22 protein-coding genes are annotated in these 25,884 nt (G+C 70.9%); 9 read left to right on the top strand and 13 right to left on the bottom strand.

What is annotated here, in order from left to right:
- Positions 1 to 46 precede the first annotated feature (46 nt).
- Entirely contained in the window at positions 47 to 592 is a 546-nt protein-coding gene (locus MQV74_RS01930; protein WP_242728478.1) for a GNAT family N-acetyltransferase, read from the top strand.
- Between the two features lie 124 nt (positions 593 to 716).
- Here the strand turns inward: MQV74_RS01930 and MQV74_RS01925 are convergent, their stop codons facing one another.
- The 3 genes from MQV74_RS01925 to MQV74_RS01915 form a co-directional block, all read right to left on the bottom strand.
- Positions 717 to 1,115 (bottom strand): hypothetical protein, encoded by a 399-nt coding sequence (locus MQV74_RS01925; protein WP_242714247.1) that lies wholly within the window; start codon positions 1,113 to 1,115, stop codon positions 717 to 719.
- Positions 1,116 to 1,466: 351 nt separating this feature from the next.
- A complete protein-coding gene (locus tag MQV74_RS01920; protein WP_242714246.1) occupies positions 1,467 to 2,522 on the bottom strand; it encodes a hypothetical protein in 1,056 nt (351 codons plus the stop codon).
- Positions 2,523 to 2,809: 287 nt separating this feature from the next.
- Positions 2,810 to 3,868, bottom strand: a complete 1,059-nt coding sequence (locus MQV74_RS01915; protein ID WP_242714245.1) for a DUF6461 domain-containing protein — start codon at positions 3,866 to 3,868, stop codon at positions 2,810 to 2,812.
- Between the two features lie 249 nt (positions 3,869 to 4,117).
- On the opposite strand from MQV74_RS01915, the gene MQV74_RS01910 reads away from it, so the two are divergent.
- Positions 4,118 to 4,306 (top strand): hypothetical protein, encoded by a 189-nt coding sequence (locus MQV74_RS01910; RefSeq protein ID WP_242714244.1) that lies wholly within the window; start codon positions 4,118 to 4,120, stop codon positions 4,304 to 4,306.
- 128 nt (positions 4,307 to 4,434) lie between these two features.
- On the top strand, positions 4,435 to 4,914 hold the full coding sequence (locus tag MQV74_RS01905) for a hypothetical protein (RefSeq protein ID WP_242714243.1): 480 nt from the start codon (positions 4,435 to 4,437) through the stop codon (positions 4,912 to 4,914).
- A gap of 186 nt (positions 4,915 to 5,100) precedes the next feature.
- On the opposite strand, the gene MQV74_RS01900 is transcribed toward MQV74_RS01905, so the two are convergent.
- A complete protein-coding gene (locus MQV74_RS01900; RefSeq protein ID WP_242714242.1) occupies positions 5,101 to 5,514 on the bottom strand; it encodes an SH3 domain-containing protein in 414 nt (137 codons plus the stop codon).
- Between the two features lie 234 nt (positions 5,515 to 5,748).
- Positions 5,749 to 5,958 (bottom strand): hypothetical protein, encoded by a 210-nt coding sequence (locus MQV74_RS01895; protein ID WP_242714241.1) that lies wholly within the window; start codon positions 5,956 to 5,958, stop codon positions 5,749 to 5,751.
- A 566-nt stretch (positions 5,959 to 6,524) separates the two neighbouring features.
- Between MQV74_RS01895 and MQV74_RS01890 the strand changes: the two genes are divergently transcribed.
- Positions 6,525 to 10,172, top strand: coding sequence for an nSTAND1 domain-containing NTPase (locus tag MQV74_RS01890; protein WP_242714240.1), 3,648 nt, complete (start codon positions 6,525 to 6,527; stop codon positions 10,170 to 10,172).
- Positions 10,173 to 10,251: 79 nt separating this feature from the next.
- Here MQV74_RS01890 and MQV74_RS01885 read toward each other — a convergent pair whose 3' ends face one another.
- Positions 10,252 to 11,421 carry a hypothetical protein gene (locus tag MQV74_RS01885; protein ID WP_242729393.1) on the bottom strand — a complete coding sequence of 390 codons (1,170 nt, stop codon included), beginning with the start codon at positions 11,419 to 11,421 and terminating at the stop codon, positions 10,252 to 10,254.
- A gap of 236 nt (positions 11,422 to 11,657) precedes the next feature.
- On the opposite strand from MQV74_RS01885, the gene MQV74_RS01880 reads away from it, so the two are divergent.
- The 5 genes from MQV74_RS01880 (at position 11,658) to MQV74_RS01860 (ending at position 16,865) form a co-directional block, all read left to right on the top strand.
- A complete protein-coding gene (locus MQV74_RS01880; RefSeq protein WP_242714239.1) occupies positions 11,658 to 12,506 on the top strand; it encodes an oxidoreductase in 849 nt (282 codons plus the stop codon).
- A gap of 616 nt (positions 12,507 to 13,122) precedes the next feature.
- Complete coding sequence (locus tag MQV74_RS01875; protein ID WP_242714238.1) at positions 13,123 to 14,340, top strand: hypothetical protein; 1,218 nt, start codon at positions 13,123 to 13,125, stop codon at positions 14,338 to 14,340.
- 16 nt (positions 14,341 to 14,356) lie between these two features.
- Positions 14,357 to 15,196 (top strand): MmyB family transcriptional regulator, encoded by an 840-nt coding sequence (locus MQV74_RS01870; RefSeq protein ID WP_242714237.1) that lies wholly within the window; start codon positions 14,357 to 14,359, stop codon positions 15,194 to 15,196.
- Positions 15,197 to 15,511: 315 nt separating this feature from the next.
- Complete coding sequence (locus MQV74_RS01865) at positions 15,512 to 16,594, top strand: PhlD (RefSeq protein WP_242714236.1); 1,083 nt, start codon at positions 15,512 to 15,514, stop codon at positions 16,592 to 16,594.
- A gap of 118 nt (positions 16,595 to 16,712) precedes the next feature.
- On the top strand, positions 16,713 to 16,865 hold the full coding sequence (locus MQV74_RS01860) for a hypothetical protein (RefSeq protein WP_242714235.1): 153 nt from the start codon (positions 16,713 to 16,715) through the stop codon (positions 16,863 to 16,865).
- On the opposite strand, the gene MQV74_RS01855 is transcribed toward MQV74_RS01860, so the two are convergent.
- The 7 genes from MQV74_RS01855 to fdh form a co-directional block, all read right to left on the bottom strand.
- The gene (locus MQV74_RS01855) at positions 16,862 to 17,503 is read right to left on the bottom strand and encodes a gamma carbonic anhydrase family protein (RefSeq protein WP_242714234.1); all 642 of its coding nucleotides are present in this window, start codon (positions 17,501 to 17,503) and stop codon (positions 16,862 to 16,864) included. The two genes, MQV74_RS01860 and MQV74_RS01855, sit on opposite strands and share 4 nt — an antisense overlap.
- A gap of 119 nt (positions 17,504 to 17,622) precedes the next feature.
- Positions 17,623 to 18,327 (bottom strand): DUF4232 domain-containing protein, encoded by a 705-nt coding sequence (locus tag MQV74_RS01850; RefSeq protein WP_242714233.1) that lies wholly within the window; start codon positions 18,325 to 18,327, stop codon positions 17,623 to 17,625.
- A gap of 212 nt (positions 18,328 to 18,539) precedes the next feature.
- Positions 18,540 to 19,499: a TIGR03557 family F420-dependent LLM class oxidoreductase gene (locus tag MQV74_RS01845; RefSeq protein ID WP_242714232.1), complete on the bottom strand. Its 960-nt coding sequence runs from the start codon at positions 19,497 to 19,499 to the stop codon at positions 18,540 to 18,542.
- A gap of 22 nt (positions 19,500 to 19,521) precedes the next feature.
- Positions 19,522 to 20,082 (bottom strand): isochorismatase family cysteine hydrolase, encoded by a 561-nt coding sequence (locus MQV74_RS01840; protein ID WP_242728477.1) that lies wholly within the window; start codon positions 20,080 to 20,082, stop codon positions 19,522 to 19,524.
- A gap of 8 nt (positions 20,083 to 20,090) precedes the next feature.
- The gene (nrfD, locus tag MQV74_RS01835; RefSeq protein WP_242714231.1) at positions 20,091 to 21,047 is read right to left on the bottom strand and encodes an NrfD/PsrC family molybdoenzyme membrane anchor subunit; all 957 of its coding nucleotides are present in this window, start codon (positions 21,045 to 21,047) and stop codon (positions 20,091 to 20,093) included.
- Positions 21,044 to 21,901, bottom strand: a complete 858-nt coding sequence (locus MQV74_RS01830) for a 4Fe-4S dicluster domain-containing protein (protein WP_242714230.1) — start codon at positions 21,899 to 21,901, stop codon at positions 21,044 to 21,046. Before MQV74_RS01830 ends, nrfD begins: the two co-directional genes overlap by 4 nt.
- Entirely contained in the window at positions 21,898 to 25,143 is a 3,246-nt protein-coding gene (gene fdh / locus MQV74_RS01825; RefSeq protein ID WP_242714229.1) for a formate dehydrogenase, read from the bottom strand. Before fdh ends, MQV74_RS01830 begins: the two co-directional genes overlap by 4 nt.
- Between the last annotated feature and the right edge of the window lie 741 nt (positions 25,144 to 25,884).

Raw genomic sequence — 25,884 nt, 5'->3', positions numbered from 1 at the left:
CGTTAGCGTGCGGAGACGTGGTGCGGTGGGAGAGGAGCGCCTGGTGGTGATCACGTGGCGTCGGGTCGTCGAGGGGGACTTTCCGCTGCTCGGGAGCTGGCTGCGGCAGCCGCACGTGCGGCGTTGGTGGAACCACGAGACCACGGCGGAGGCGGTGGCCCGGGACTTCGGCCCCGCCGCCCGGGGCGAGGAGCCGTCGGAGGACTTCCTCGCGCTCCTCGACGGCCGTCCGGTCGGCCTGGTGCAGCGTTCACGCCTGAGCGACTACCCCGATTACCGGACCGAGCTGGCCGCCGTCGTCGCCGTACCCGACGAGGCGATGACCATCGACTACCTGATCGGCGACCCCCAGCGGACCGGGCAGGGCATCGGGACGGCGATGATTCGCTCGGCCGTCGGGCGAACCTGGGCCGCGCACCCGGCGGCCCCGTGCGTACTCGTGCCCGTGGTGGCGGCCAACCGCGCCTCGTGGAGGGCGCTGGAGAGGGCCGGGCTGCGCCGGATCGGGACCGGGGACTTGGAACCGGATCATCCGGTCGATGACTGGACTCACTACGTCTACCGCGCCGACCGGCCCGGGGCCGACGTCTGACATGCGTCCGGTGCTCGCGGTAGCTGAGGGGTGGTGGTCCCCGCGGCAGCTGACATGTGTCCGGCATCCGGGACGCCCGACGTGCGCGCGGTCCTCGGGTCAGCTGGCGAGCGGTCGGTGCGCATCAAGCCCGCCACCGCTGCCGTGAAGGCAGGGCGAGGGCGCTCAGGCTGGCCTCGACGATCTCCTCGGCGGTGAACTCGCAGCCGTTCAGGTTCAGTTCCTCCACCATCTCCTGCCTCCCCGCCACGAGCCTGGTGGCTCGCCAGGTGCAGGAGAGGGCGGGTTCGTGCCAGGAGATGTTGAGATAGGTGCTGGCGTCGACCTTCACGACCACCTGCGGGAAGAAGCCGTCCTCGACCGTGCACGTGATGGCCTGGCCGACGTGGTACCCGCGCTGGCTGAGGACCTCCGCGATGCCCCGGACCAGCGCGGCCAGGCGGCCGTCGGCAGCACAGGTTTCAGGGCTCGTCGGCTCCGGGCGTAACCGTTCGCAGGCGACGCCTGGGTTCTGCTTATCCATGCGTGTTTCTCGCTCTCACTTTCTCCAGGAATCCAAGGTGACGAGACAGCCGTCGTACGTGCGCGGCAGGTAGGGGTTCCAGTAGCCGAATACGGAAGGGGAGACCTGCGATTGTTCCTCGCCCGGCCGCGATTTCGAGGAAATCGGAAGTACGCTCTTGCGCCGCCTCGGCGGGTGTCGGCAGGGCGCACTCCTGCGAGCCGGTCGCCGTCACCCTCCGGTCCTGTGCGGCCGGGGCCGACCGTTGGCGCGAAGTGCGTTGCAGACTGATCACCCGAATCGTCGTGGTCGTACGTCCAACAAGAGCAGACGTACGGTGAGTTACTCGATCGCTACGGTGAACATAAGCGGTCAGGAAGCGCCTTTGTGCGTCAACTTCGGCCGATTCCGCTGAGATGTGGCTGAGGTTGTCCACCGGACCCGGCAAGCCGCCGCCAGGTAGCCCGGGGCCAGGCCGAGGAGCAGACCCGGGGACTCGCCGACGGGCGGGCTCTCGTGGAGGCGGGCCAGCATCCGCAGCACCGACGCGGCGCCCAGGTCACCCTCATCGGCGAGGCGCGCGAGTGAAGGCTCAAGAGCCCGCCCAGGCAGGGAACTTGCCTCGGCCAGGGAGTGCAGCGGCGCCGGGCCGCCGGGGTGAACGAGCGCGAAGTCCGGCCGCTCCTGGCCCGGCCGCAGCCAAGGCAGCGCCGCCAGCCCTGGATGGTCCTCGGCGCGATAGCCCCCGGCGTGCGCGGAGGCGCGGCTGTCGCACTGCGCGTACTGCCAGGTCTCGTCGATGACCAGGCCCGGCGCGGCGAGGGCCTCACCGCTGACGACCACGGCGGCCCCGCCGTCGCTGACCATGAGCTGACGGGCGAGCGCGGCGGGGGTGGCGCAGCCGGAGTCGACCGTGGTCAGGGGCGGGTGGATCCCGGCCGCCACCACCAGGACGGACCTGCCCGTACGCGCCATGTCCTCCGCCACGATCAGCGCGTGTACCGCGCCGGTGCTGGATAAGCCGGTCAACGGCACGCGCGCGGTGGTGGACGGCAGGCCGAGGGAGAGCACCAAGTCGCCGTCGAGGAACGGATCGGCCGCTGCGGGAGCCGGATCCTGGACGACCACGAGTGCTCCCACGTCCCGCGCGGTCACCCCGGCGTGCCGCAGCGCCTGGAGGCACGCCTGCTGCATCAGCGTGCGCAGGTCGCCGCGACGGTCTTCCACCGCGTATGGCTCGGGCACCCGACCGTCGGGGCACGGGTGCGTGCGTCTGCGGCGCCGCCCGGCCACCGCGCGGGCCGCGGCGTGGAAGTCCGGGTGTCCGGCGAGTTCGGGGTGGCGCCGACGCAGGGCGGCGGCGATGTCGTCGGTGGCGAGGTCGTACCGTCCGAGCGCGATGCCGGGCGGGCTGACATAGGTCTGCACGTTCTCTCCTGCTGGTCACTGAAGCGATCACCTGGCGCGGGCGCGCCGCCGGGCTGGGTCGGCACAGCCGCGGGGAGGTGCTGCTCGTAGGTCCAGCGCGCGGCCTGTTCGGCGAGCTGGAGCACGTGCGGGGGCTTGCGGCCGTCGAGGTGAGCGTATGCGGCGCCGGTGACGATGACGACGCGTTCGGGCGCGCCCATGTCCGGGCGGAAGCCGCGGGCCGGGATGTCGGCGGCGGCCCGGTAGGAGGGCCGGCCCTTGGCGTACCGCTCCTTTGAATGTCCGGTTCAGCTCATCCGCCGTGCCGCGTTGTGGAGGTGGGCGAGCATCCAGAACTCCTCCACGCGTTCGCTGTCGCCGGTCATCGCTGCGGTGAGGGAGCTGAGGACGTCCGGGAGCCGGTCCGCCGGGGCCGGGAGGTGGGCGGCGACGCACCGCGCGAGGACGCCGAAGACGATGGCCTGCCGGAAGAGGCGGTGGGAGGGGCGCTCCCATTCGGGCTCGAACTCCTTCGGCTCGCCGATCAGCAGCGCGCGGGCCTGGGGGAGCGCTTGGTCGTGCGCGGCGGTGAGCTCGTCGCGCAGCCGCTGCCTCGCGGCGGCCGGAAGGGTGTGCGCTGTGAGGGCCGCGGTGGCAAGGGGGTGGTGGCGCAGGTCGGCGTGGGTGAGGGCCAGGTGGAGGGCGTGTCGGCGCATCGGCTCCAGCAACCCCGGCCCCAGCTCGGCCAGGTAACCGGCGAAGGGCTCCCGTTGGAGAAGGGGTGAGTCGATGAGCCCCTGCCCCAGCAGATACTCCGGCACCGGTGTGATCTCCACGACGCGGTGCGGGCCGCGTACCCAGGCGTCGTCGAAGCGCACGCCCGTCGCGCGCTCGACAGCCGTCAGGCCCTCACCCCAGCCGTCGCCGTCGGCCAGGTCCAGGCCCTCCAGCAGGGGGTCCCAGGCGTCGGGGCGCGCCCCGAACGGGTCCTCGGGCACGACCATGTCGAGGACGGACTGGATCAGTCCGTCCTCGGCCAGGCTCAGCCGGGACACGGCGTTGACGTTCCAGTAGGCGCTTGCGGTGCGGCCCAGACGGGAGAGCGGGCGCAGCACCTCTTCGCGGGACCCCTGATAGCCGTTGTTCTCCACGACGACGACTGTCGGGCCCGACCGGGAGACCAGGATGAGGTTCGTGACGTAGTGGTCGCGCAGGTCCTCCAGGCGCATGGGGCGGGCCTGTCCGGGATCGCCGCCGAAGAGCCGGATCACGGCGTCCTCGTCGCCGCCGCGCACGGCCGTGAACGTGGCGGCCTCCGCGAGTCCTAAGTGGGTGAGGAGGCCGTCGAGGTGCTGGGGTGAGGTCATGGGGAGATTGTCGCCGCCACCACTGACAACGGCTCTGACGTGGTGCGGGCTCCGCCCAGGAGCGTCGCCGTGCTGCGGGCTCCGGCCAGGAGCGCCACACCGTACCGGGCCGGTGGGGTCAAGGGGCGTGGCCGCGGCCCCGCGACGGCTTACGAGGCGTTGGCCGATGCCTGGAACCAGTTCGCCCATCCGAAGGGGAAGAGGGAGGAACGCCGCCGCGCATCCACACCCCGGACGCCCCGAAGGAGCATGACCACGAGCACCAGGAGGAACAGCACGGCGAAGCCTCCGGCGACGAGCCCCGGCGACGGCAGAGCGGACCTGATCGCGCGCGACACGTCCGGAAACCTGTACCGCCTCGACGGCAAGGGGAACGGCTCGTTCACCACCCGGAAGGAGATCGCCACGGGGTGGGATGTCTATGAGGGCCTCTTCTGACGGGTCCTCTTCCGACGGGCACGGTGAGGCCCCACGCGGGCCGGGGCACCGGTATGAGGCGCCTGGCGACCACGGCGGAAGGTCCGAGCCGCTGGTGGCGTAGCGGTGGTTCGGAGAGCATGCGGCGCATGGACTGGATGCCCCTGCTCTCCACGCTGGCCGGTGCGGCGATCGGTATCGCCGCCACCCTGATCGCCGATCGCAGCAGGTGGCGGCGCGAGGAAGCACGGTACGCCCTCGACATGCGGCGTGCCGTGTACACCGAGTACGCCTCCGCCCTCAAGGACGCGGGTGAAGAGATACGGGCCGTCGCCCTGGGCGACCACAGGTCCGACTCGGCGCGCGACGCGGCGGTGCGCGAGGCTTTCCGCGGGACCGGGTTGCACACGGCGAGCGAGCGGCTCTGGCTCGTGGGGCCGCCGCTCGTCGTCGCCGCCGGGAACGAGGCGTTCCACAGCCTGCGCCGACTGCGCGACGCCTACGCCCGCGGGGTGGCGGTCGGCTCCGCCGAGGACGCGCCGTTCATCCGGCAGCGCCGCACGGCCATGGCCGAGATGCGCCGCCTCATGCGGGAGGACCTGGGGATCGGCCCCCTCGGGATCGAATGACGAGCGGCCCACCTCACCCTGGAAGCTGACCCACCGCTGCGCGGCGGCCTTCGGCTCCGGGCACGCCTCGACCCTGAGGCCGGCCGCTTGACGCGCCGGATTCGGCAATCACGAAGCCGAACCCGACGCGGCCGGTGGAGGCTCAGAACGGTGCGAGTGCGTGCAGCCCCACTGCGTGGTGCCGATTCACGCCCGGTTCAGTTCGGCGGGCAGCTGCGGTGCGCCGGCTTGCGGTGGGCACTCCTCGTCGGCGCCGCCGTTGGACAGGTGGTCGTCGGAGATCCATCCGTGGGTCTGGGTGCCGGCGATCCGCGCGTAGGTCCAGGTGTTGCCGTAGTCGTTGACGGCGTAGCACCAGTAGTAGACCTTGGTACCCGCGTCCATCCCCTTGACGTTGCCGCAGGCGGCGTAGGGCCCCTTCTTCATGTTGGCGCCACGCACGAGGGTGCCGGAGCCGTCGTCGTAGTTGGCGTACTTCCATCCCGAGCAGGTCACTGCCTGGGGGGCCGCCTGGCTCGGTGCTGCCGCCAGGGTGCTGAGTCCGAAGGCGAGACTGCCGACGGCAGCCAGGGCCGCGGCGTGCCGCTTGAGTCGTGTCATGGATCGGTTCCTTCCTGTGGGGGCGTCCACCGAGGGGAACCCGGCAGACGCCTGAGGGATGACTTGTTGAACGGGCGAGCCACTCGGTGGACTTCGCGCCCCGCCTGTGTGCCGGTTGCTCCCAAGAGCGGTCTTGGGGCGCACAGGCCTCCGGCCGGGACTGGGACGGCGCCACCGGGGCCAGCCCTTCGGTTTCCCTCCTGTGACGCCCGGAGGGAAACCGAAGAAGGGCGCCTAGCCGGCCACGCGGTCGTAGACGTAGAGGAACCACTTCATCCGGCCGTCAAGGCCTCGCTTGTACTTGCAGTCGGAGTCCTTCCACCAGTGCTTGCGCTCACCCGCCAGGCCTTCCTTGACGCACGCGCTCTTGGTCCAGTAGGCGCGGTAGAAGGTCCACCCCGAGGCCGCCGCGGAGTCGGCGGTGGCAGTGCTGCTGGCACTCACGGAAACCTGGGGCTGGGACGGCGTGTGCGGCGCGGCATTCGCCACGCCGGCGAAGCCCACGAGGCTGCCGCCGGCCACCGCCACCGTTGCCGCAGCACTTACCAGGTGCTTGCGCCATGCGGAGGGAGTGGTTCCTTGGACACGGTTCACGAAGACTCCTCTGTGATGGGGGTGTTCCGTAGTGCGAAGCCGTAACGCGCTTGTGCGGGTCGGCGTCCGGCGCCACGGGCCATGCGGTCGGGCGGGCCGGAGCCCGGCCGGAGCGGCAAGCCGTGGTGGCCGGTGCGCTATCGAGTTCATCGGCTGGCGAGTTGTTGCACAGCCCCCTTCTGCGGCGTGAAACAAGCCGAGACGTGGCCGAAAGCAAGCCGTGCCCCTGACCGAAGCGCTGGTTGTCGCTGCCGGAAAGGCGTTCGTAAGCTTTCCGCTGATGATCGTCTGGGCGTCGGGGGGCCAGGATGGGGCGCAAGGAGAAACCGGTTGATCCGTTGGCGGGACCGGTGCAGGGCTTCGCATTCGCGTTGCGCGCGTTGCGCCAGGAGGCCGGTGGGATCCCGTACCGGGACATGGCCTCCAAGGCCGGCTTCTCCGCGGCGATGCTGTCGCGGGCCGCGTCCGGGCAGAAGCTGCCGTCCCTGGCGCTGGCCCTGGCGTACGTGCGGGCGTGCGGCGGCGACGAGCAGGAGTGGGAGCGGCGCTGGCGTGCCGCTGCCGTGGAGCAGGACGCCCTGCCGCCCGCCCCGGACAGCGACGACGCCCCGCCGCCCTATCGCGGTCTGGCCCGGTACGACGTGGGCGACGCGGAGTTGTTCTTCGGGCGTGAAGCACTGACCGGCCATCTGATGGCCAGGGCGGTGGAGCATCGCCTCATGGTGGTGGTCGGCCCGTCCGGCAGCGGCAAGTCGTCCCTGCTGCGGGCCGGGCTCATCCCACGGTTGCGCGGTCTTGAGGGCCAGGAGCGGCCGGCGGCCATCCGGATCCTCACCCCGGGCGCGTCCCCGGCCCGTACCCACGCGAAGGCGTGCGTACCGGCTGCCGACGAGGGCGACACGTGGCTGGTCGTCGATCAGTTCGAGGAGCTCTTCACCCTCTGCCACGACGCGCAGGAGCGAGCCGCCTTCCTGGCTCTGCTCCTGACCGCCACCGAGCCCGACAGCCGGCTGCGTGTCGTCCTCGGCGTTCGTGCCGACTTCTACGCGCACTGCCTGGCGCACCCCGACCTCGCCACGGCCCTGCGCGAATCGAGCGTGCCGGTCGGGCCCATGAGCGGCAGCGAGCTGCGCGCGGCGATCGTCAAGCCCGCCCAGGCGGAGGGCTTGATCGTGGAACGTGCCCTGACCGCCCGTCTCATCACGGAGGTCGAGGGTGAGCCCGGGAGCCTGCCGCTGCTCTCGCACGCCCTGCTGGAAACCTGGCGCCGCCGCCGCGGCCGCACTCTGACGGTCGAGGCGTACGAACAGTCGGGCGGTATCCGGGGCGCCATCGCCCAGACCGCCGAGGACCTGTACACGCGGATGACCCCGGCCCAGTCCGCGCACGCCCGCCGCGTCCTCCTGCGGCTGATCACTCCCGGCGACGGCACCCAGGACACGCGGCGCCCCGTCGACCGCACCGAGCTGGACCTCACCGACTCGGACGGCGTCGCCCTCGTCCTGGCCGACCTCGCGGCCGCGCGGCTGATCACCCTGGATGAACAAACGATCGACCTCGCGCACGAAGCGCTCATCACCGCATGGCCCAGGCTGCGCGAGTGGATCGAGGAGGAACGCGAACGGCTGCGGACCCAACGCCGTCTGACCGAAGCGGCCCGCACCTGGAACGAATCGGATCGCGACCCCGGCACCCTCTACCGCGGCACCCGCCTGGCCGCGGCAGAGGACCTCCTGGCCGACCCGGCTCAGCTCACCGGCCTGGAACGCTCGTTCGTGACCGCCGGCCGTCTCGCTCACACCCGCGAACACCGCCGCCGTCGCCGACTGCTCGCCGCCCTGGCCGCCGTGCTCGTCCTGGCCCTGGTGGCCGGTGCCATCGCCTGGCAACAGAACCGCGTCAACAGCCGCCAGCACCAGGAGGCGCAGGCTCGCCGCATCGCCGCCGTCGCCACCAGCATGCGTGCCTCCGACCCCGTCACGGCCATGCAATTGAGCGTGGCCTCCTGGAACCTCGCGAAGACGACGGAGACACGGGCCGCCCTCTTGGGAGCCGCGACGCAAAAGGAACAGGCCGCATTCCGCATCCCCCGGTCCGGTTCCGCGGAGCCGGACCACCATCTGACCACGTCCGGCCGTCAGCTCATCTCCGTTGACAGCAGGCGGATCCGGGTACGGGACCTGACGACCGGCCGTCTGACCCACACCTATCGCGGCATCGGGAAACAGGAACTGATGGATGAAGGGCGCGTGAGTGGTGACGGCCGCACCCTGGCCATGAACGACGAGGACGGGGTGCGCCTGTGGGACGTCCGAGCCGGGCGAACCATCGGCACCCTGCCCGACATAGTGCCGTTGACGTGGGACTTCAGCCCATCTGGGCGGCTACTGGCCGCTGACGACGGCACCCGTGGTGACGTGGAGGTCGTGTTCGAGGGGAGCGGCAGCCCGACGGCCGAAGGACCGGAGGAGGCGGCACCCGACGGCGTGACGCAGGTGTGGGACGTCCGCAGCCGCCGCACGCTCCTGCGTCTGACCGACCCCGGTGGCAAGGCGCCTCTCTTGAGCATGGCGATCAGCCCGGACGACAGCCGACTGGCGGTCTGCCGAGAGCGGCGCCACCCAGAGATCTGGGACATCCGCGCACAGCGCAGGCTCACCGTGAAGATCAAGGCCACTTGTGGGGAAGGACAGGCCGCCTTCACCCCCGACAGCCGTCGACTGGTCCTGTCCACGGGCACCGGCATCCAACTGTGGGACCTGGCCTCCGGCAGACGTCTCGCCCGGATCAAGACCCCCGGCGCCGAGGCCCTGCGGGTCAGCGCGGACGGCGATTTCGTCGCCACCGCGACCGACGACGAGATCCGCCTGTGGCGTTTCTCGGCACCCGGCACCCCGGTGTTCCGCTACCCGCTGGCCAACGAACGGCCAAGCCAACTGGCGCTCGACACGGCGAACCGCTCCATCCGGTACATCAACGGCGGAGGGACCGTCGTCCGCACCCTCAGCCTGGGACAGGCGACCGACAAGGGCTGGCGGCAACAGCCGCTGGGGGACTCCCAGCTGAGCCCCGACGGGCGCACCATGGCCGCCGTCCGTGAACATGGCCAGACCCAGTCCCTCGACCTGGTCGACGTGCGCAGGGGGCGCACCCGCGGCCCAGGCCTCGGTGAACCCTGCCCGAAACGGTCCGCCGACTGCCACGACCATGTCGTGTTCAGCAGCGACAGCCGCTACGCCGCCCACGTCCAGCTCCAGGAAGGGCCGCCTCCGACTGACTCTCCGCCCGCACGGATCACCGTGACGAACACCCGGACGGGCCGCACCCACGCCCGTCTGAACGTACCCGCCGAGAACGTGAGCTGGATGATGTTCTCCGCGGACGGCCGCACCTTGATCCTGTCCCGCAGCTTCATGAACAACTCCCTGGAGTTCTGGGACATCAGGACGGGAAAGCGGCTGAAGAGGCTCTCACGCTTCCACTCCGACGGCCGGTTCGCGGCGCGCGGCGACGGGAAGAAGCTGATCTCCGAGGGAGGCGACGTGGTCGACCTTCCCTCGGGGAGAGTGAGGCGACAGGTCCTGGCCCCCGACGAACTCGCCGTGCTGGCCTTCAGCTCCGACGGAACCCACCTGGCCGTGGGCGACGTGATGGGCGGCGTCACCTTGTGGGACGGGGACGCGCGCAAGCAGCTCGGCGTACTGCCCGGCCTCTACCCCACCCGCAAAGGCGGCCCGCACGAAACGCTGTCCGCCCTGGCCTTCTCCGCCGACAGCCGCCTCCTCGCGGTCGCCGGTGACGCCGGCACCCTCCACATCTGGGACGTGGCCTCAAGCCAGCTGCTCGGCACCTCCCTCCATACCCCCGGCGACACCATCACCTCGCTGGCCTTCAGCCCGGACAGCCACACGCTGTACGCCACAGGGCGGCATGTGCGCCTCCAACAGCACGACATCGATCCCGCGCGCTTGACCGCCCAGGTGTGCCGGCGAGCCGGGTCCGGCCTGTCACGTGCCGACTGGGCGACCCACCTGCCGGACATCCCGTACCGCGACACCTGCTGAACTGCCCCGCGCGCCCAGCGGGTCCGCATGGGCCAGGTTGGCCAGGTGGCGTTGGCAGGGCCTTCTGCGCGGGCTCTCGTCAAGGCGTGCCGCTCGGCGCGTCAGGCTCCGTCGGGTCGCCGGACAGCTCCGGTAGGTCGAGTTCCGGTAGGTCCAGCTCCGGCAGGCCCAGCTCCGGGAGACCGGGCGGCTCCGGGAGGTGGATCTCCGGGATGTCGGGCAGTTCAGGGACGTCGAGTACCGGGACGTCGGGCAGCTCCGGGAAGTCGGGCGGTGTCGACGGGGCTGGTCGCGGTCCCCAGGCCAGGTCGATCCGGCCGTTGCCGCCCGAGCCTCCCGAACCACGGAAGAAGTCCGTACCGGCTTTCCCGTCCTGTCCACCCGATCCGCCTGACCCGTAGGTGCCCGGCTGTCCGTGGGGGCCGGGGTGGTCGGCTTCGTTGGCGCGCTCGGCGCCGTGCCCGTATCCGCCCCCGCCTCCTCCACCGCCTCCGCCGATCCCCTCGTGGCCGCTGCTGCCGCTTCCGCCGTTGCCACCGTCTCCGCCACCGTTCCTGATGCCGTTGCCGATGGGGTTGTGGCCAGCGGTGCCTCTGGTGCCCTCTGTGCCCGGCCTGGCACGGACCACTTTCTCGCTGGAGTAGCGGATGTCGCCGTGACGGAAGCATCCGGCACTTCCGAAGTCGTTGCCTCTGGCGCCCGCGGTGCCACCGCCGCCGTTGGAGCCGGCGATGAACAAGATCGCATCAGTACCGTTGCCGCCGTCTCCGCCGTTGGCACCGCGGCCTCCACCGGCCGCCACGGCCAGCTGGGTCCCGAACGTCGTCTGCTGTCCGGGGTCCACCCTGTCGATGCGGGTGGTACGTGCATCGAGGGCCTGGCCGGTGCCCGATCCGACCGTGATCCGCAGTACCTGCCCGCCGCGCAGCCCGGTCAGCTCGCACTGGGCGTAGTCACCGGCTTGCCCTCCGCCGCCCCCGCCGCCACCGCCTCCGCCCCCACCGCTGGCGGCGTTGGACGAGCCGCCGCTGCCCCCGCTGCCGCCATCACCGCCGGGCCCACCGGCCCCCCATACCCGCACCTTGAGAGTGTCGACCCCTTCTGGCACCGTGAAGTCCTGTGCGCCCGGCTCGGTGAACGACTGTGTTCCCTCGGGGGCCATCTGCCGGGCAGAGGCCACTGGCGGCGACAGCACTCCCGACACCGCCAGCCCCGAAACCATCACGGCAACAACAGGGAACCGTCTCACAGAACCTCCCGAGCCTCCGTGACCTGGGCCATCCGAGCCACACCCTGACCGTAGGCTCCCGGCACCCCCAGGAGATCTCTGAGATCCGCCATCCGGGTTCAGCTGCTGGAGACCCGGCCCGCGTGCGGACGGGGCGTACGACCCGGAACGTGAGGGCCCCATCTTGACGCTCGCCAGCTCCCCGCCGACACCATGGAGGGCACCTCAGATCCTCACGAGGCCGTTCTGGAGGGCCCATGGAGAAGCGGAACTGGTTCATCACCGGCGTCAGTACGGGCCTGGGACGTGCCTTCGCCCAAGCCGCGCTGGCTGCCGGGCACACCGTCGTCGGAACCGTCCGTTCGGAAAGGGACCTGCGAGCCTTCGAAGAGCTCGAACCCGGGGGCGCTCACGGTCGCCTCCTGGATGTGACGGACGGCGACGCCGTCCCCAGGGTGGTCACGGAAGTGGAAGAGCGCGTCGGCCCCCTGGACGTCGTCATCGCCAACGCGGGGTTCGGCCTGGAGGGCACCTTCGAGGAAACCCCGCTGAACGAGGTGCGGCGGCAGTTCGAGGTCAACGTGTTCGGGTCGATGGCCACCCTGCAGGCGGCGCTGCCCCACATGCGCCGACGCCGCCGCGGGCACCTGATGGCCGTCACCTCCATGGGCGGGCTCATGGCCGTGCCCGGCATGTCCGCCTACTGCGGCAGCAAGTTCGCCCTGGAAGGCGTCCTGGAGGCGCTGGGGAAGGAGGTCGCACAGTTCGGGATCCATGTCACGGCGATCGAGCCCGGTTCCTTCCGCACCGACTGGGCCGGACGGTCCATGACGCGTGCCGCGCGCTCCATCGCGGACTACGACGAGCTGTTCACCCCCATCCGCGCAGCGCGGCAGAGGGCCAGCGGGAACCAACTGGGCAATCCGGCCAAGGCCGGGGAAGCCGTCGTACGCATCGCATCGATCGAGCAGCCACCGGCCCACCTCGTCCTGGGCTCGGACGCACTGCGCCTGGTCACCGCCGCGCGCAGGGCCGTGGACGAGGACATCAGCGCATGGGAGACGCTCTCCCGCACGACCGACTTCGCCGAGGGCGCTCAGCTCTGATGCCGGGCCCCCTGTGGGCAGCCGTCGCACCACCTGACGCAAGGGCGTTGTCCTGGGGCGAAGCCCTGCTGGTGCAGGGGAGCCTGGGGGAACGGCCGCGTGCCGCCGCGCGGGCAGAGACCCACGCCAGGCCATCACCGCCGTCCTGGAACGGGCGGGTATCCAGCCCGGCACCGAACCACAGCAAGCCTCAGCGATGGCCCGTGCCCTGCGCTGGATGAGCGAGCGAGCCTTCTACGCTGCGCGGCGAGGCGGAGTGCAGCGCATCCGTGCTGTTGGGGCGCTGGAGGAGGGCGGTCTCGGCCCACGACGGCGAAGGAGCGATCAAGGTGCTGCCCTCGCCCTTCCACGTCAACGCCGGCTCTTTTCGACCGCGGCGGCGCCCGCTGGAATCGGGGAGGCACCAGCAGCTCTGCCAACTGCCCGAGTACCGCGGCACGCAGCACGTACGCGCCGCCGAGCGCCAGCAGCCAGGCCGCGGCACCGCCGGGCCGGTGCGCGAGGGCCCCTCGTCCAGCGCTTTGACGACGCACCAGCCGCCGACCAGCGCGGGCAGGCTGTCCACGGCCGACCACTCGTGCACGCGGCCCTGGCCGACGGGGGTTCGGACGCGGCCGTGGCCAGGGTGGCCGGACAGGCGGAGAGCGTGCGCCGGCTCACCGGGACGCTCCTGCTGAGCCTGCGGGACGTGGTCCTGTGCCTGGGCGCCGCGGTCATCGGCCTCGCCGTCCTCGCGCCCCGGCTCGCCCTGGTCTGCGTTGTGGCCGCTCTCGCCCTGCTGGCGTGGCAGCTGAGGCCGCTCGCCGCGATCCATCGGGATGCGGTCCGGGCGGGGGAGACGCTCGCTGCCGAGACCCGGAGCACGGTACGGGCGCTGCGGGGCATCATGGCGTGCGCTGCCGGAGCCCAGGCGCTCACGAGGATCGGGGCGACGGCCGAGCGGCAGGCCGCGCTGACCCGGGCGCTGGCGCGGGCGGACGTGGGCCGGGGCGCGGCCGTCGCGGTCGGCGGCCATCTGCCGGTGGTCCTGATGCTGACCGCGGCGCCCTCGCTCACCTCGGGCAGCGCCATGCCGGCCGGCACCCTCGCAGGCGCCGCGACCTACCCGTACACCCAGGTCACTCAGGACTCGTACGTGTTCGACGGCACCCTGCGCGAGGACCTCACCTGTCTGCGACCGGACGGCGTGAGCGACGAGGAACTGGACCGCTCGATGGCGGCCCTCGGTGCCATAGCTCTGGTGGCGAGGGTCGGCGGTTACGAGGCGCGGGTGGAGCAGGCGTTCGGGAGGCGGGAGGGGAGCTTGGTGGTGATCGCCCGCCGGATGAGTTCGGCGCTGCGCGCGGACCGGATCGTCGTTCTGGACGGCACCTGTGCGACCGAGGGCACGCACGATGACTCGTACGGTCCGTACCCGCCTACGCGGATCTGGCAGGCCATTGGTCCGTGCCCGTCGACGGTGGTGCAGGGGCGGATCATGACCGCCCGGCGGAGAGCCGTCGCTGAACCCGCCGCCTGCCCGGAAGGAGCTCGGCGTGCGCCTGCGGCCTGGTGGAGCCATCGCGACGGCCAGATGAAGGCTGAGCTGGAATGCGGTTGGCCCTGGAGACAGGGTCGTCCGTGGCACTTGCTTCCGGTGCCCGGGCGTAGCACGTCGAGGTCATGGCGCGCTGAGCAGGGACCCTCCGTGCGGACCGTCGTCCGCATGCGCGAAGATCGCTACCGCGCGGCCGGTCGATTCCGACGGAATGGGCAGGCCTGTGCGGCAGTGCGAACAACGTCGCATGATCGAACATTGAATAGAGTCCTGGGCCGGTGTACCGGCCGCGGGTGACTCCTGGGGAGGATTCATGGACAGCGAACGGGTCGGTCAGATACTGGGCAACGCGCGTGAGCGCACCGATACCGCCCACTACCCGGAGCTGCCCGAACTGCGGCACAAGGCCGGGCTGGCCGCTGAACGCGGCCCGGGTGGGCGCCGCCTGCGCTGCCTCTCCCAGGCGGAGGTGTCCCTGCTGCTCGGCTACGAGCCGGGGGGTGGGGTCTACGCGCGTCTTGAGCGCGGCCAGATCGCCAACCCCGACCCCGTCCTGCTGCGCCGCGTCGCCACGATCCTGAACCTGCGTGAGCACCAGTGGCACGACCTCCACCTCTCCCTCTTCGGTCACCGGGCCCCTGTCCCGCTGCGCCCGGCCACTTCTCTCGACCTCTACGAGAAGTGGGACTGGGTGATCCAGAGCCAGCGCCACGCCGCGTACGTCAGCGACGGAGCGTGGAACGTCCTGACCTACAACGTGGCCGCCAACGCCCTGTTCCACCCCATGCCGAAGAACATCATGAGGTGGATGCTGTCGCTGCCCCCGCATCAGGACAGCCGTGCCGCCATGCCTGACTGGGCGGAGAACTGGGGGCCGGTGGCGCTCAGCCAGCTGGCCGCCGCACTCAGGGAACAGGAGAACGAGGCGCACGAGGAACTGCGCCAGATCGAGCTCGAAGTGCTCGGGAACCCCGAGCTGAAAGCGATGTACGAGAGCCGCCTGGACTCCTACATCCACCCGGACGGCTCCCGCCGCCTCATCGTCCACGGCGCCCGCCAGGAGGTCGGGGTGATGAACGCGGCCGCCGCCACCCCGATGGGTGCCACCCACGGCCGGTTCATCGTCATGACATGGACTCCACTCGCCCGGTGACCCCTGCGCCGTGTTGTGGGCCACGCAGCATGCGGGCCGATCCGCCGTGCGCCCTCCTGAATTCTCCACTCCGCTTCAAGCTTGAAGAAGCTCACGCAGATTGGCCGCGGTGTGCGCTGATCATCCCCATGTAACCTGCGAGAGCCTCACCCCTTGCAACGACCATCCCGGCCGGGACCTCGGCCAGTCCACTCCTGCAGACGCCTCCCACCTCGCCTTCTTTACGGCTGGGGCACCGTCGGAGCAGGAAGAGGCCTGCGTGTTGGGGGGACGGCTACCGATCACATCCTCGCGTGTGCAGAACGGAGCGCCCCCGTGGCCTACGTCACCCGGCCCTCAATCGTCGTCCCCGCTTTCGAGATAGCCACGTCGGCCATCGTCAGCGACATCATCGACTCCCTGCCCCCGGACCCTCAGCTGCCGTCTTCCGCAGTCATCAAGCGCTGGGCCCGGAACCTCAAGATCGATACCCGGCGCTTCGTCACACCACTGGAGGTCGTTGCCAAGACCGGCACCGTGACCGAGCGCAACAACCACGCCCTCCCGGCCATGTACCGGATGGCAACCACGGCGGCCCACGACGCCCTCAAGGCCGCAGGCCTGGACCACACCGACGTCGACTGCGTCATCACCAGTCACAGCACCACGCCCGCGACTCCCGGGCTGGACGTCCACCTCGTCAACAAGCTCGACCTCAGACCGGACGTCATGCGCATGCCCGCCACACAACTGGGCTGTGTCGGCGGCGCCCACGCTCTGTCCTGGGCTGTCCGGCTCGTCGAAGCCATGCCGGGGCTGCGCGTCCTGGTCGTGATCGGCGAGGCGCTGAGCACCGTGTACCGGCGAGAGAAGAACGATCCGGCAGGAATCCTCTACCGAATGTTGTTCGGCGACGGGGCAGGTGCCTGCGTCGTCTCCAGCAGCGATCTCCCCAATGCCTGCCTGGAAGTCCATGGCAGTTGGCAGCAGGTCGTGCCCAACACCGTGGACTCCTACACGCTCGAGGTCGAACCGACCGGTCTGCACTTCACCTCCGAGAAATGGGCCCCCGACGGGGTCAATCACCTGATGGGCCCACTCTGGGAGTGGCTGCACAAGACCGACCCGGACTGGGCACCCGAAGTCGTCATCGCGCACCCGGGCGGCCCCCGGATCCTGGAGGACGCCACCAAGGGCCTGGGCTGCTCCCCTGAACTCCTCAGGCACTCCTGGGAAAGCCTGCGGACCCGAGGCAATTTGGGCGGTGTCGCCGTCTTGGACATTCTTGCCCGCACCGCGGCCAGCGGTCCGCGCCACGGGAGCCGCACACTTCTTCTGGGCATCGGCCCTGGCCTCACCGGAGCCGCGGTCGAAGGCCGATGGCACAATCCGACGGCCGGCCACGGAGGCGCCGCTTGACACACTGTCCGCCTCGGGGCGGATCAGCTGTCCCTTCGCAGGCGGCCCCGGGTGGGCCGCCGACCGGAGGCCCCGGGCCGGGCGTTGAGGGGGTGAACCTGCCCGGCTCGCTCGCCCGATGAGCCAGGGCACGCCACCGGGCAGCCGGGACGGGCCCTGGTACTGCGTCCACGCCGAGCACTCCGAGGCCGCGTTCCTGCCGCATGCCGACGAGGACCTGGAGTCCGTGGACAACATCGACATCCCTCAAGGGTCTCTGATGTGGCGCTAGCCGGGATTCACCACCTCGTCGTCCGCGTGCGTGCCGAACTCGGCTACACGCACCTCCGCGATGTGCTCGTACCGGTGGATCCGGTCGGTCCACTCCGCGTCGACGCCGAACGCGACCTGCGCGAAGCCCACCCGGCCGACGGCCTCGGTCAAGCCCGGATCGCCAGGGGCAAGCAGCCGCACCGGTGCGTCGAGCGCCACGGTGTGCGGCGGCACGAAGTACTCCTCCGGCACAACGGTGCGCGCATGGACGAGCGCGCCGACAGCGACGACCGAGCCGGCCCCCAACCGCGCGCACTGCAGGACCGTCGCCGAGGTCGCCACATAGACGCACCTGCCGACCTCGCAGCCCAGCAGCGTGGCATGCGGCCCCACGAAGACGTGGTCGTCGAGAAGCACCGGCTGATCGCCGGCGACCGCAGACCCGCGCAGCACCGCGTTCTCGCAGACCACCGTCGCCTCCCCGACCTCGATCCGAGACCCCTCGGCATCGAGCACCGCCCCGTACATCACCCTCGCCCTCGGCCCCACGCGGACGTCACCGACCAACGTGGCCGTCGGGGCGACGTAGGCAGTGGGATGGACCTGCGGTTCATGCCCGCGATGCCGGATGCGGATTCCCTGCGTTTCAGCGATCACCAGCGGATTCTCGCCCGACCGACCACGAGCGTGCTGGCGGGTTTCAGACGTCGCGTTCGTCGAGGCCTGCGCTGTCCGCGATCTGAGGCACTACAGGGTGAACGTTTCCTGATGCGGCGCTAGTTGGTCTCGTGGGTCGGGTAGACCTGAACGTCGGTGTAAGCGCCCTTGATGGCCCCCGCGCCCGCGGGCCACTTCAGGCTCACGCTGTGAGTCTCGTTCGGGGGCGTCACCAGGATGTTGACCGGGGTCGCGAGGCTGTCGCCGGTGGTGTCGATGTCGTAGGCGAGGTTGAAGACGGCGGCGTCGCCGGGCTTCAGGGTGGTGATGCGCGGCTGGGCCTCGCCGCGTTCGATGGGGCTCGAGGTGTGGTCGGCGTCCTTGATGTCGACGCCCGCGAAGCCCGTCGTCGAGCAGGTGGTCGAACCCCGGTTGACCATGGTGATGTCGATCCTGCCGGACTGCTCGTCGGGTGCGGCGTCCGCGGCGTCGATGGCGAGGTCCTGCGTCTTGCAGAACGTGACCTTGCCGCCGGTCGTCCCCGTGCCTTTCGAGGCCGTCCCCGACTTGGTGTCCCCACCGGAGCCTGCCTTCGCGCTGCCCGCCTCCGAGCCGGAGCTTGAGCCACCCGAGCCGCCCTCCGACTTCGAGCCACCGTCCGAAGACGAAGACGAAGACGAAGACGAGGACGAAGACGAGGACGAAGAGGAAGACGAGGAGCCCTTGGCGGAAGAACCCTTCCCGGAGTCGTCACCACAGGCCGTGAGTGAGAGGGCGGCGGCGAGGCTGATGGTGGCGAGGGCGGCGACTCGGGTGTGCTTCACGGGTTCCCCCACAAGTGGCGCGGTGCATGTCAGGTGGTCGGGAGTATTTGTCACTCGCACCGAGTCACGGGCGGCCCTCCGCGAAGTCTTCGTTCTGTCACAGGCGTACCGGCCTTACGGGAGGGGCCGGACGGCCAGGGCGGCCGGGGCGGTTTCCGCGTCCGCGCCGACCCGGCGGGTCGTCCGTTCCGGCTGTGCCGCGCCTGGCGCGCTCAGTTCACGCGCAGGCCCGGCAGCACCTCGCTGCGGTAGAAGTCGAAGAAGCCCTGCTGCTCCGGGCCGATCTGGCCCACGTACACCTCGTCGAATCCGGCTTCGGCGTACGCGGAGAGGGCGCGGGCGTGTTCGTCCACGGCGTCGCCGCAGACCGTGCCCTCGGCCACGGCCTCCCGGGTGACGAGGGTCGACGCCTGTTCGAAGTGTGCGGGGGTGGGAAGCACCTGCCCGAGCTCGCCGGGCAGGAACTGGGTGGGCCACATCCGGTGCACCGTCTTGACGGCCTCCTCCCGGTCGGTGCCCCAGCACACTTTGAGGCCGCCGAGGACCGGCTTGTGACCGCCTCCCGAACGGCGGAACTGGCCGACCAGCTCCTCGTCCGGCGTCATCGTGACGAACCCGTCGCCGATCCGCCCGGCCAGGGCGGCGGCCTTGGGGCCGAACCCCGACACGTGGATCGGCACCGGCTCGTCCGGGACCGTGTACAAGCGGGCGTTCTCCACGGTGTAGTGACGGCCCCGGTGGGTGACTTCGTCCCCGGTGAACAGGTTCCGGATCACCTGTACGGCTTCTTCGAGCATCTCCAGGCGGACGTCCGCGGCGGGCCACGCGTCCCCCAGGACGTGCTCGTTGAGTGCCTCCCCGGTGCCCACGCCGAACCGGAAGCGGTTGTTGGTGAGCACGCCTGCGGTCGCGGCGGCCTGGGCGTTGAGCGCCGGATGCATCCGCACGGTGGGGCAGGTCACGAACGTGGTCACGGGCAGCGACGTCACCTGGGCGAGCGCGCCGATGACGGTCCAGACGAAGGCGCTCTGGCCCTGCTCGTCGGTCCACGGGTGGAAGTGGTCGGAGAGGGCAAGACAGTCGAAACCGGCCTGCTCCGCGGCCCTGGCCTGATCGAGCAGCTGCGCGGGCGAGAACTCCTCGCTCGCCAGGAAGTATCCGTAACGCGTCATCGTGTGCTCCTCGTCTGACGGCTCACTCTTCTCGTGCGAACGTGACGTCCTGGGCGCGGACGACGCGCGCGCCCATGTTGGTGCGCATCATTTCCAGGGCGGCGTCGGCGAGTTGGGGGTGGATCGACGCCACGGCGTCGGAGACGACCGTCACGTCCAGGTGCCGGATGTGGGCGTCCAGCGCCGAATACAGCACGCACTGCTCGGTCACCTGACCGCACAGCACCACGTGGCGCACTCCCAGCTCGCGCAGCAGATAGGACAGCGGCGTCTCGTAGAAGATGGAGTGCCGCGCCTTCACCACGAACAGCGCTTCGTCGTCCGGCACGATCGGCGCGACGAGATCCCCGTGCGGACCGGCCAGGGCGGCGTCCACGATCTCGCCGTGGTGGGAGCGCCACTGCCCGAAGTTGTCGTTGGCGTACACCACCGGGGCGCCGCGGGCCCGTGCCGTGGCGAGCAGGTCGGTCACGACCGGCACGATCTTCCGCGCCGCGGGCAGGAGCCGCTCGGCGTCCTCGTGGTCGTACATGTTGATCATGTCGATCACGATCACGGCGGACCGCGCGTCGGTGCCCGGCATGTCGGTGGTCACGGTGTGCGCCGCTCCAGGCGGGCGCGCTGTGGCTCCACCGTGTACTTCGGGTCGCGGGCCGAGGCCATCCCGGCCTCGAACACCCCGAACCGCGTGCACGCGGAGCCCGCGAGCAGCGCCAGGCCGGAGGCGATCGCGACGGGCCGTCGGCCGCCCGCGAAGGCGGCGCCCGCGGCCCCGGCGACGGTGAGCCCCCGCGCCGTCCGCAGGAGGGCACCCGCCCGGCCCTGCCGGTACGTCTCGGCGACGACGCCGAGACGCCGCTCGGCCGCCTTGACGACCAGGGTGTCCGCGAGCGCGGCGAGCCCGGCGGCGCGGCGTGCGGGGGCGTTCTCCCGCACGGGACCCACGACGAGGGCCATGCCGACGGCAGCGGCAGCCGCCGACGCCGTGAAGAGGTAGGGCAGTTCGCGATGGGCGCCGTGCCACGCGGGCACCGCCGTGTCCGCGGCCAGGACGCCGGTGTACGCGGCGACGGCCGGGCCGAGCAGCGCCGCCGCCCCCGTGGCCACGGCCCCGGCCCCGGGCAGCCGCCGGGTGACGGCACTGGCCGCGGCCGCTCCCGCCACGGGGCCGTACGCGCTCAGCAGCCAGGAGCCCATACTCATCGGCGAGGTGGGTTTGAAGACCCTGAGCATGTGCGCGAAGCGGGCCGGTCGGCCCAGGTCGTGGATGAGCGCGGCGACGGAGAGGGAGACACCGGCCAGCGAGGAGACCTTCAGCGCGGTCGCCGTGCGCGGGCGTCCGGTGAGCTGGGCGGCCGCGGCGAACACGGAGCCCGCACCGGCCAGGCCGCCGAAGAAGAAGTACCCCGCGATGTCGGGAGCCGCCCACGAGGGCGCCTTGATGACGGGGCGGCCGTAGTAGGAGTCGAACTCGGCCTCGGGCACCATGAGTTGTTCGCCGCGGCGCCTTCGGCGGCGCCCGCTCACCGCAGGCTTCTCCGACGTCATCGCCGCCTCCTGCCGGCGAGCGCGAACGCCGCCGCCACGCCGCCCAGGAGCGACAGCGCGGCCCCGGCCGCGTGCCTCCACATGGCGGGCAGGTCCCGGGTCGTGACCACGGGGTCCGGCGGCAGCCCGTAGACCTCGGGCCGGTCCAGGAGCAGGAAGAACGCCCCGTCACCGCCCACGCCGTCGTCGGGATCGTGTCCGTACAGGCGGGCTTCCTCCACACCTGCCTCGTGCAGCTCGTCGACGCGCAGCGCGGCCCGCTCCCGCAGCTCGTCGAGAGGCCCGAATCGGATCGACTCGGTCGGGCAGGCCTTGGCGCATGCGGGCTCCTGGCCCGCGCCCAAGCGGTCGTAGCACAGGGTGCACTTGAAGGCGCGCCCGTCGTGGGGACGCTGCTCGATGACGCCGTAGGGGCAGGCGGGCACGCAGTAGCCGCAGCCGTTGCAGATGTCCTCCTGGACCACCACGGTCCCGAACTCGGTACGGAAGAGCGATCCGGTCGGGCATACGTCGAGGCAGGCGGCGTGGGTGCAGTGCTTGCAGACGTCCGACGACATCAGCCAGCGCATCTCCGTGGAGGACGCCGCTCCGGAAGGGCCGGGGCCGGCGGTCCCCTGCGCGGAATCGGCCTCGATCAGGGGGAGTTGCGTGCGCCCCTGCGGCGCGGCCTGCTCGATGAACGCGACGTGCCGCCAGCTGGACGCGCCGAGCGCCTGCGTGTTGTCGTACGACATGCCGGTCAGGGACAGGCCGTCCTCGGGAAGGGCGTTCCACTCCTTGCACGCCACCTCGCAGGCCTTGCATCCGATGCACACGGACGTGTCGGTGAAGAAGCCGACCCTTTCCTCGCTCATGTCCGGGGCTCCGTTCCGGTGGTGTCACTGATGCCCGCGCGGCGGCGGTAGTCGGCGACCAGACGCGGCAGCGCGGGCCCGCGGGGGCGGCGGCCGGGGCGGATGTCGGCGGTGAGCGCCTTGTCCTCCTGGATGTGCGCGTTGGGGTCGAGGGCGATGGCGACGAGTTCGTTGGCGGCGTCGCCGGTGACCACGCCGTTGGGGCCCCAGTGGAAGGGCAGGCCGATCTGGTGGACGGTGCGGCCCTGGACCGTCAGGGGGCGCATGCGCTCGGTGACCAGGACGCGTGCCTCGATGGCGTTGCGGGCGGTGACGAGCGTCGCCCAGCCCCCGTGCTCCAGACCGCGCTCGGCCGCGAGGGCGGGGGAGACCTCGCAGAACAACTCCGGCTGCAGCTCGGCCAGGTACGGCGACCAGCGGCTCATGCCGCCGGCCGTGAAGTGCTCGGTCAGGCGGTGGGTGGTGACGACGTACGGGTAGACGTCCGCGCCCGGCGCGGTGCCGCTGGGGTGGTAGCGGTTGCCGTCACGTGAGAGGACCTGCCGCACCGGGGAGCGGGGCGTCCGGGGGTACAACGCGTTGTCGAAGGGCGAGTCCTGGGGTTCGTAGTGGGTGGGCAGGGGGCCGTCCTCCAGGCCCGCGGGCGCGTACAGCCAGCCCTTGCCGTCGGCCTGCATGATGAAGGGGTCATCGCCGCGCAGGGCGTCCGCGCCCGTGGCGTCCTCGTCCGGTACGTGACCGGGCGGGCGGTCCGGGACGAAGTCCGGGACGTCGTGGCCGGTCCACCGGCCTGCGTCCGGGTCCCACCACACGCAGGCCTTCCGCGCGCTCCACGGCGTGCCGTCGGGGGCGGCCGAGGCCCGGTTGTAGAGGATGCGGCGGTTGGCGGGCCAGGACCAGGCCCACTGCGCGGCCACCCAGTCCTGCTCGGACTGCGGCTTCTTGCGGGCCGCCTGGTTGACGCCGTCGGCGTACACCCCGCAGTAGATCCAGCAGCCGCAGCGCGTCGAGCCGTCGTCCTTCAGCTCTGTGTACGCGGACAGCGGACCGCCGTCCGGGCCATGGCCGTTGATCTCGGCGAGCACCGCGTCGGCGACGGGTTCGTCCAGCGGCCCACTGACGGGATAGTCCCAGGCGAGGTCGAGGACGGGACGGTCCATCGGGTCCTGGGAACCGGCCAGCTTCTCCCGGATGCGGCGGCCCAGGTGGTACGTGAACCACAGGTCGCTGCGGGCGTCGCCCTCGGGCTCCACGGCCGCGTGGTGCCACTGGACCCACCGGTTGGTGTTGGTGAAGGAACCGGACTTCTCGGTGTGGGCCGCGGCCGGGAAGAAGAACACCTCCGTGCCGATGTCCCGCGTGCGCAGCTCGCCGCTCTCGATCTCCGGCCCGTCCTGCCACCAGGTGGCCGACTCGATGAGGGAGAAGTCACGGACGACGAGCCAGTCGAGCTCGGCCATGCCCAGGCGCTGCAGACGGGTGTTGGCCGAGCCGACCGCCGGGTTCTCACCCATCAGGAAGTAGCCCTTGCAGACGCCGTCGAGCTGGGCAAGGACCGTGTCGTAGGTCGAGTGCGAGCCGGTGATCCGGGGGAGGTGGTCGAAGCAGAAGTCGTTCTCGGTCTGCGCGGCGTCCCCGTAGTAGGCCTTCAGCAGGCTCACGAAATACGCCCGCATGTCCGCCCAGAAGCCCTTCTCCGTGCGCGAGGACGCGATGAACCGGTCGAGGTCCAGATCCTGGTGGGCGTGTGGCATCGGCAGATAGCCGGGCAACAGGTTGAACAGGGTCGGGATGTCGCTGGACCCCTGGATGGAGGCGTGGCCGCGCAGCGCCTGGATCCCGCCGCCGGGCCGTCCGATGTTGCCCAGCAGGAGCTGGAGGATGCTCGCGGTGCGGATGTACTGCGAACCGGTGGTGTGCTGGGTCCAGCCGACCGCGTAGACGAAGCAACTGGTGCGGTCGCGGCCGGAGTTGTCGGTCAGCGCGTCGCACACCCGCAGGAACGTCTCGCGCGGCACCCCGCACACGCTCTCCACCAGGGCGGGCGTATAGCGGGCGAAGTGGCGCCTGAGCACCTGGAACACGCAGCGCGGGTGCCGGAGCGTCGGGTCGCGGGGCGCGTCCGGCGCGGTACGGGCCCCTCCGGAACCGTGGGTCTCCGCGCCGCCCGCCGCGTGGACGCGGTCGTGGTACTGCTCGTCGACGTCACCGGTCGGCTGCTGCACCTGTACGCCCTCGTACTGCCAGCTGTGCTGGTCGTAGTGGCGCTTGTCCTCGTTGAGCCCGGAGAAGACGCCGTCCAGGTCCTCGGTGTCGCGGAAGTCCTCGCTCACCAGCGTGGCGGCGTTGGTGTAGTGCAGGACGTACTCGTGGAAGTACTTCTCCTCGGTCAGGACGTGGTTGATGATGCCGCCGAGGAAGGCGATGTCGCTGCCTGCCCGCAGCGGCACGTACAGATCGGCGAGCGCGCTCGTGCGCGTGTAGCGGGGGTCCACGTGGATGACGGTCGCGCCGCGGGCCTTGGCCTCCATCACCCACTGGAAGCCCACCGGGTGGGCTTCGGCGTAGTTCGAGCCCTGGATGACGATGCAGTCGGAGTGCTGTTGGTCCTGCATGAAGGTGGTGGCGCCGCCGCGGCCGAAGGACGCCCCGAGACCGGCGACCGTGGAGCTGTGGCACACCCGGGCCTGGTTCTCCACCTGGACGACCCCGAGGCCGGTGAGGAGCTTCTTGATCAGGTAGTTCTCCTCGTTGTCGAGCGTGGCCCCGCCCAGGCTCGCGATGCCCATGGTGCGGGCGGTGCGCACACCGTCCCGCTCCCACTCCCAGGTGGCGCGGCGGGTCGCGACGACCCGGTCGGCCACCATGTCCATGGCCGTGTCGAGGTCGAGCGGCTCCCACTCCGTGCCGTGGGGGCGCCGGTGGAGCACCTGGTGGCGGCGGGCCTGCCCCGTGGTCAGCTGCAGCGTCGCGGAGCCCTTCGGGCACAGTCGGCCGCGGCTCACGGGGGAGTCGGGGTCCCCCTCGATCTGCACGACCTTGTCGTCCTTGACGTACACCTGCTGGCCGCAGCCGACGCCGCAGTACGGGCAGATCGACTGGGTCACCCGCTCCGCCGTCTCGGTACGCGACCGCAGCCGGGCGGTGTCCTCCGACACGACGGCGCTGCCCCGGCCCGAACGGTCGCCCCCCGTCAGCTGCCGGTAGACGGGCCAGTCGCGGAATCGGTCGGTGACACCCATGCGGACTCCCAGGAAGAAGCGGGCCGATGACGGGGCAGTGCCGGGACGCCCGGGAATCTGGTCACAGCGTTCTCCATTCTTGGCCACGCCGAGCGGCATCGCACGCTGTGGCCGCAGACGGGGTACCTGGCTGGGCGCGGGCGAAACGTGTCGGGGGAGAGCGTGCTCGTGGTGTGCGGGGGCCTGCGGTGCGGGGCGGTGGCGCCGGGGCTGAACCGATGCCTGCTTCGGGCCGCTCGGAGGCACGGGCGGTGAGCCGATCGGGAAGGCAGCCGCGCGGAGGTTGATGAGCCCCCTGTGCGCGACCACTCTTGGCCCGCGACGGCGCCCCCGCGCGAGCGCCCGCCTTTGCGGCGTGGCACAACGGGTGCCTCATCGGGGAATTCGCGCCGTCAACCGCCCTTTCAGCCATTTTCATTGTTGTCGTGAAATGAATAGTGGGAGGGTGGCGCTATCCCATCAGGTGCCGGAATTGGCAGTTCCGTTGTCCTGTCACCAAGACAGGGCAGGCGCTCTGCGTGGCGTTCTGCTGGCTCCCGCAAAGAATGGACGGCGCATAACGGCAGGTCAAAGGGCATTTTTCGATGTGGTAACCATGTATGTGGGGCACCTCGATTGAGGCTCATAGATCATCTGCCCCTGGTTGAGGTGACAAGGGTGCGTTAAGATTTCCTCTCAGTACTGGACGTCAAATCGAAGAATTGGCGGGGGGAGTGCACCTCAATGGCGATGTGGACCGGG

Origin of the sequence: Streptomyces sp. AN091965 (genome assembly GCF_022698285.1) — a bacterium.
GTDB lineage: Bacteria > Actinomycetota > Actinomycetes > Streptomycetales > Streptomycetaceae > Streptomyces.
The sequence above is the reverse complement of the archived record's forward strand: the minus strand, read 5'-3'. Positions and strand labels throughout refer to the sequence as shown.

Bases quoted from the DNA above. Each gene is read 5' to 3' on its own strand.
- MQV74_RS01925 (WP_242714247.1), bottom strand. From the start codon at position 1,115: ATGGATAAGCAGAACCCAGGCGTCGCCTGCGAACGGTTACGCCCGGAG.
- MQV74_RS01915 (WP_242714245.1), bottom strand. From the start codon at position 3,868: ATGACCTCACCCCAGCACCTCGACGGCCTCCTCACCCACTTAGGACTC.
- MQV74_RS01910 (WP_242714244.1), top strand. From the start codon at position 4,118: ATGACCACGAGCACCAGGAGGAACAGCACGGCGAAGCCTCCGGCGACG.
- MQV74_RS01905 (WP_242714243.1), top strand. From the start codon at position 4,435: ATGGACTGGATGCCCCTGCTCTCCACGCTGGCCGGTGCGGCGATCGGT.
- MQV74_RS01900 (WP_242714242.1), bottom strand. From the start codon at position 5,514: ATGACACGACTCAAGCGGCACGCCGCGGCCCTGGCTGCCGTCGGCAGT.
- MQV74_RS01890 (WP_242714240.1), top strand. From the start codon at position 6,525: ATGGCCTCCAAGGCCGGCTTCTCCGCGGCGATGCTGTCGCGGGCCGCG.
- MQV74_RS01880 (WP_242714239.1), top strand. From the start codon at position 11,658: ATGGAGAAGCGGAACTGGTTCATCACCGGCGTCAGTACGGGCCTGGGA.
- MQV74_RS01870 (WP_242714237.1), top strand. From the start codon at position 14,357: ATGGACAGCGAACGGGTCGGTCAGATACTGGGCAACGCGCGTGAGCGC.
- MQV74_RS01860 (WP_242714235.1), top strand. From the start codon at position 16,713: ATGAGCCAGGGCACGCCACCGGGCAGCCGGGACGGGCCCTGGTACTGC.
- MQV74_RS01845 (WP_242714232.1), bottom strand. From the start codon at position 19,499: ATGACGCGTTACGGATACTTCCTGGCGAGCGAGGAGTTCTCGCCCGCG.
- MQV74_RS01840 (WP_242728477.1), bottom strand. From the start codon at position 20,082: ATGCCGGGCACCGACGCGCGGTCCGCCGTGATCGTGATCGACATGATC.
- nrfD (WP_242714231.1), bottom strand. From the start codon at position 21,047: ATGACGTCGGAGAAGCCTGCGGTGAGCGGGCGCCGCCGAAGGCGCCGC.
- MQV74_RS01830 (WP_242714230.1), bottom strand. From the start codon at position 21,901: ATGAGCGAGGAAAGGGTCGGCTTCTTCACCGACACGTCCGTGTGCATC.
- fdh (WP_242714229.1), bottom strand. From the start codon at position 25,143: ATGGGTGTCACCGACCGATTCCGCGACTGGCCCGTCTACCGGCAGCTG.